The 4,316-nt window shown below is 32.2% G+C and carries 4 protein-coding genes; all 4 read right to left on the bottom strand.

From position 1 onward, the window contains the following. Positions 1-76 precede the first annotated feature (76 nt). Entirely contained in the window at positions 77-907 is an 831-nt protein-coding gene (locus EZH24_RS07785; RefSeq protein WP_137998550.1) for a MetQ/NlpA family ABC transporter substrate-binding protein, read from the bottom strand. A gap of 129 nt (positions 908-1,036) precedes the next feature. Next, complete coding sequence (locus tag EZH24_RS07780) at positions 1,037-2,002, bottom strand: L-lactate dehydrogenase (RefSeq protein ID WP_137998549.1); 966 nt, start codon at positions 2,000-2,002, stop codon at positions 1,037-1,039. Positions 2,003-2,055: 53 nt separating this feature from the next. Further along, positions 2,056-2,736, bottom strand: a complete 681-nt coding sequence (locus tag EZH24_RS07775; RefSeq protein WP_137998548.1) for a methionine ABC transporter permease — start codon at positions 2,734-2,736, stop codon at positions 2,056-2,058. Next, positions 2,717-3,769, bottom strand: coding sequence for a methionine ABC transporter ATP-binding protein (locus EZH24_RS07770; protein ID WP_137998547.1), 1,053 nt, complete (start codon positions 3,767-3,769; stop codon positions 2,717-2,719). Before EZH24_RS07770 ends, EZH24_RS07775 begins: the two co-directional genes overlap by 20 nt. Between the last annotated feature and the right edge of the window lie 547 nt (positions 3,770-4,316).

Raw genomic sequence — 4,316 nt, 5'->3', positions numbered from 1 at the left:
TTTTTTCATTGTAATTACTCCTTTAATGAAAATTTTAAAATTTATTTAAATTATTTTTTGCTTTTTTATTTATAATTTATTTCCAAGCTGGCAAATAAGCGCCTTTAAACTCTTCCGCGTAAACTTTTTCCACTTCTGGAGAATGATATGCGTCCGCAATTTTTTTATATACTTCGTTATCTTTATCTTCCGTTCTCGCCGCAATCAAATTAACATACATATTATTGTCATATATTTTTGGATTATCTTGAAATATAAAATCTTTTCCAGGATTAAGCCCAAAATCCAAAGCGTAATTGCAATTTATAACGGCGCATGCCACATCGGGAAGCAAACTATATATACTGCCCGCTTCAACTTCCACTATATCTAAATTTAATGGATTTTCGGCTATATCCGAAATTTCGGGATTATTTGGAGCGTTATCTTTAAGTTTTATCAATCCCGCAGCTTGCAATACTTTTAAAGCTCTTCCTCCGTTTGAAGGGTCGTTCGGAATTGCCACTTTATCTCCATTTTTCACTTCGCTAACATTGGAAATTTTTTGAGAATAAATATTCATTGCCGATATAAAAGTCACTCCCAATACAGACAAATTATAACCTTTCGTATTAGTTTCGTTATAAAAATAAGCGTGATGCTGAAAAGCGTTCAAATCTATATCTCCATCGTTAAGCGCCTGATTAGGAATAGAATAATCGGCAAATGAAACAAGCTCGACATTTATTCCTTCTTTAGACAATTTTTCTTGAACGGGTTTCCATATAGCTCTGTCCGATTCTCCTACATGTCCTATTTTTACCGTTATGCTGTCTTTATTCGTATTGGAGCATGAGGCAAAAAATATTACCGTGAATGAAACTAATATAAATAATACTTTTTTGTTAAAACTCTTTTTTAATCTCATTGTTTTTCTCCTTAAAAAATTTAATTTTTTTATTTTTAAATTTTTTATAAATTATTTATTAAAAAATTTGACTTAAATTATATATTATCAAAAATAAAATTGCAAATACAATTTTAAATATTTTTTTAATTATCGCATATTCAAAGCTAATTTATAATTTTCGCTCATGAATTTGCAGGAACTGTCAAATAATTTTTTCTCTTCTTCCGTCATGTTTAGTTCGATTATTTCTTCTACGCCGTCTTTCCCCAAAACCGCTGGAACGCTCGCGTAAACATCTTTTTGTCCGTATTCTCCGTTCAAATAAACTGACACGGGCAAAATTCTATGTTCGTTGCAGATTATCGCTCTGACAATTTCCGCAAGAGACGAAGCTATTCCAAATTCCGTAGAACCTTTTCCTTCGAATACTTCCCAGCCTCCTCTTCTTCCTTTTTCGGCTATTTTGTTTAAGTCAAGTTTTCCGTATTTTTCGGGTTTTTCTTTCATTAATTCCAATAAAGGTTTTCCCGCTATCGAAACGGTTGACCAAGCCACCATTTGACTTTCGCCATGTTCTCCGAGAGCGTAGGCGCAAATAGATTTTTGGTCTATATTTATTTCTTCCGATAAAGCTCTTCTTAATCTTGCCGAGTCTAAAGTCGTGCTTGTCGATATTATTCTTTTATAATCGTAATTCAATTTGTTTTGAATATAATGAGTAATAACATCGGCGGGATTAGATATATTTATTATTATTCCAGAGAATTTAGTTTTTTTGATATTTGAAATCACATCTTTCATAGCGGATATTGTGTCGCCCAAAGTGTCCATTCTCGTTTGCGTCATATTGGGATTAGGCAAAGGTCCCGCGCAAATAACCATAATTTCGGCATCGTCAATATCGCTATAATCTCCCGATTTAACTACAACTCTATGCGGAAGATAAACTACCGAATCGAATATATCGAGAGCTTGAGAGAAAGCTTTTTTCTTATCGATATCTATATAAATTATATTTTCCGCCAAACCTTGAGAGGCTAAAGTATATCCGACATGCGAGCCGACATGTCCCGCTCCGATTATCGCTATTTTTCTTTCTTTAATACTATTCATAAAATTTCTTCCTTCTTACTTAAAAAAATAAATCAAATCATTAAAATTAAAAATTAATGAGTCGCTTTTTTGACTATAAAATTTCCTATCGCTTGTATTATTCCAACCAATATTACCAAAAGTATAACGGAAACATATATTATATCCAATTTATTTCTATAATATCCCGATTGAATCGCGTAAGTTCCGAGTCCTCCAGCTCCAACCGCGCCAGCCATCGCCGTTAAACTTATTAAACTTATTGCCGTTATTGTAGTTCCTCTAGCTATAGGAGCTACGCTTTCTTTTAAATATACTCTAAAAATTATAGCGATTGGAGAAGAACCCATTGACTGCGCAGCCTCGATTAATCCCGAATCGACTTCCGATAAAGCGCTTTCCATCTGTCTTGCGAAAAATGGAACTGTCCCAAATATCAAAGGAATTATCGCTCCTCTCACTCCGATTGCCGTTCCCATAATGAATCTTGTTAATGGCACGAGCATCGCAAGGAGAATTATAAAAGGAATAGCTCTGAAAAAATTGATAACCTTGCTTAATATTTCGTATATTATTTTATTTTCAAGTATTCCGTATTTTTTTGTGACTACCAAAAGTATTCCGAAGAAACCGCCTATAAAAAACGATATTACTCCCGACTGAAAAAGCATTAGAAAAGTTTGAATTATGCTGTCGTAAAGTTTTGGCAAATCGCTCATAACATTTGGAATTAATTTATTCAATATTTCTTGCATCTAATATTACCTCCACATCGATATTTTTTTCTTGCAAAAACATAATAGCTTTTTTTATTCCGTCTTTTTCAAGTTCATGCATTATAACAACCAAACCTCCCAAGTGGCTCTCGTCAACGACTTCCACATTGGCGAATATAATATTAATGTCCACTTTATATTCTCTTGAAATATGCGAAACCATAGGTTCGACTACATTTCCTTTTTTATATCTTAACCTAACTATGCATTCGTTCGGTTTAATTTTTGTAAGTTCGTCTTTTTCTTCTACTAAAGAATATATTTTCGATACATTTGAAGTCGTGTCTATAAAGTCTTTCGTTATTTGATTTTTAGGAGCTGAAAATACATCGAATATATTTCCTTCTTCGATTAAAACTCCCTTATTCATAACGGCTACTCTATGGCATAATTCTTTAACCACATTCATTTCATGCGTTATAACGACTATCGTAAGTCCCAATGTTTCGTTTAATTTTTTCAATAATTTTAATATCGAGCTTGTAGTTTGCGGGTCGAGAGCGCTTGTCGCTTCATCGCATAAAAGTATATTCGGTTCGTTGGCGAGCGCTCTTGCAATTGCCACTCTCTGTTTTTGTCCGCCGCTTAATTGCGAAGGATATGCGAAAGCTTTTTCTTTTATGTCGACAAGTTCGAGCAAAGACATAACCTTTTTTTCGATTTCTTTTTTCGATAATCCTCTATATCTCAAAGGATATGCGACATTTTTAAATACGGTTCTCGAAGCGAATAAATTAAACTGCTGAAATATCATTCCAATTTTTTTTCTTTTTTCTCTTAACTGCCCGTTTGATAAAGAAGTCATTTCTACATCGTCTATATAAACATGCCCCGAAGTCGGACGCTCCAAAAGATTAATGCATCTAACGAGAGTCGATTTTCCCGCTCCAGAAAAACCTATTATGCCGTAGATAGAACCCGTTTCAATTTTTAGCGAAACATCGTTTACGGCGTTTAATTTTTTATTATTTTCTGTGGTAAAAATTTTGCTAACATTTTCTAAAATAATCATTTTTACTTTTTCTTCTCTCTTTTAATTTTTATTTTTGAAGGTAGATTATACTATTTATAATATTTCTGTCAATAAATTTATTTATATAAAATTACAACCGTTGATTTTTGTATTAAATGTATTATTTCAACTTGATAATTAATAAAAAATCATAAATTCTTTAAATATTTGCCGAAAAACCTATTGCATTATTTTTTAAATATGCTACAATATAAGAACCTTGATTAGAAATAAAAAATATTTAATCGGGTGAAAGTTCTTTGACAGATATATAAGAGCGTAGATTTTTTATAAAGTATTTTCCAAATAAAACGGAAATCGGCATTTAAAAAATCTTCACTAAATAATTAATACACAATTAGATTGTGTGTCTTAGAGTAGAAACAATAAGCGGAAAGTTACTAAAGAATTAAGAAGAAACAGCTTTTTAGCTAAAGTCTCATTCAGAGCGTATTTGAATTTAATTTTTAATGATTAATTTAAAGAAGAAAAGGATAATATGGTCAAGTAAATAAGGGCTTAAGGTGGATGCCTAGGCACTGGAAGG

The organism is Brachyspira catarrhinii (genome assembly GCF_005518285.1).
In the GTDB taxonomy this organism is placed as follows: Bacteria; Spirochaetota; Brachyspiria; order Brachyspirales; family Brachyspiraceae; genus Brachyspira; species Brachyspira catarrhinii.
This window is presented reverse-complemented; position numbering and strand designations above follow the sequence as displayed.

Excerpts from the sequence above, each read along its gene's own strand:
- EZH24_RS07785 (WP_137998550.1), bottom strand. The coding sequence starts at position 907 with ATGAGATTAAAAAAGAGTTTTAACAAAAAAGTATTATTTATATTAGTT.
- EZH24_RS07780 (WP_137998549.1), bottom strand. The coding sequence starts at position 2,002 with ATGAATAGTATTAAAGAAAGAAAAATAGCGATAATCGGAGCGGGACAT.
- EZH24_RS07775 (WP_137998548.1), bottom strand. The coding sequence starts at position 2,736 with ATGCAAGAAATATTGAATAAATTAATTCCAAATGTTATGAGCGATTTG.
- EZH24_RS07770 (WP_137998547.1), bottom strand. The coding sequence starts at position 3,769 with ATGATTATTTTAGAAAATGTTAGCAAAATTTTTACCACAGAAAATAAT.